A 580-nucleotide genomic window follows, 5' to 3' on the forward strand; every position below is an offset into this window, starting at 1 on the left:
CGGCTCGGGGCGTTCGTGGCCGATGTGTCCGACAAGCCCGGCGTCTTGTCCGAGGTGACGGCGGAGATCGTCACGGCAGAGTACCTCAAGCGCTGCCAGGAGCTCGGCATGTCGCTGGAGGATATCGACGCGCAGTTCACAGCGGCGCTCGTGGCCGCCAAGGCCAAGCGCGAGAAGGATGGCACAAGCGAAGGAGCAGCCCATGACCCGCAAGATGCACGGCGCGGACGCCTCGTCAAGTTCCCCGAGCCCGCAGGAGAGGGCGCCGCAGACGGGCGCGCGGCTGGAAACGGGGCGTAACCGCACCTCCCGCAACGGCGCCGTGGCGTTCACCATCATCGTGTTCGCCGCTGTTTGCGCGCTGGTGCTCGCCGGCGCCCAGGCCCTCGCGGGCAGTATTGGCCTTGCGGCCCTCGTGATCGCCGCGGTAGTTGGCGCCCTGGCCGCCTCGTCGGTGCACATCGTCATGGAATGGGAGCGCGCCGTGGTCATGCGCTTCGGCCGCTTCAACCGTGTGGCGGGGCCGGGAATCGTGTTCACCTGGCCCGTCATCGAGTTCTACAGCGTGCGCATCGACCAG

At 68.6% G+C, this 580-nt stretch carries 1 protein-coding gene and 1 pseudogene; both read left to right on the plus strand.

Translation table 11 applies throughout. From position 1 onward, the window contains the following. Nucleotides 1–300: pseudogene (locus NE591_RS12200) on the plus strand (hypothetical protein); the annotation flags it as partial. Further along, a partial coding sequence (locus tag NE591_RS12205; protein WP_371130598.1) for an SPFH domain-containing protein occupies nucleotides 203–580 on the plus strand: 378 nt, incomplete at its 3' end. The pseudogene NE591_RS12200 and the gene NE591_RS12205, both read left to right, overlap by 98 nt.

The organism is Adlercreutzia sp. DFI.6.23, assembly GCF_024462535.1.
Classification (GTDB): domain Bacteria; phylum Actinomycetota; class Coriobacteriia; order Coriobacteriales; family Eggerthellaceae; genus Adlercreutzia; species Adlercreutzia rubneri.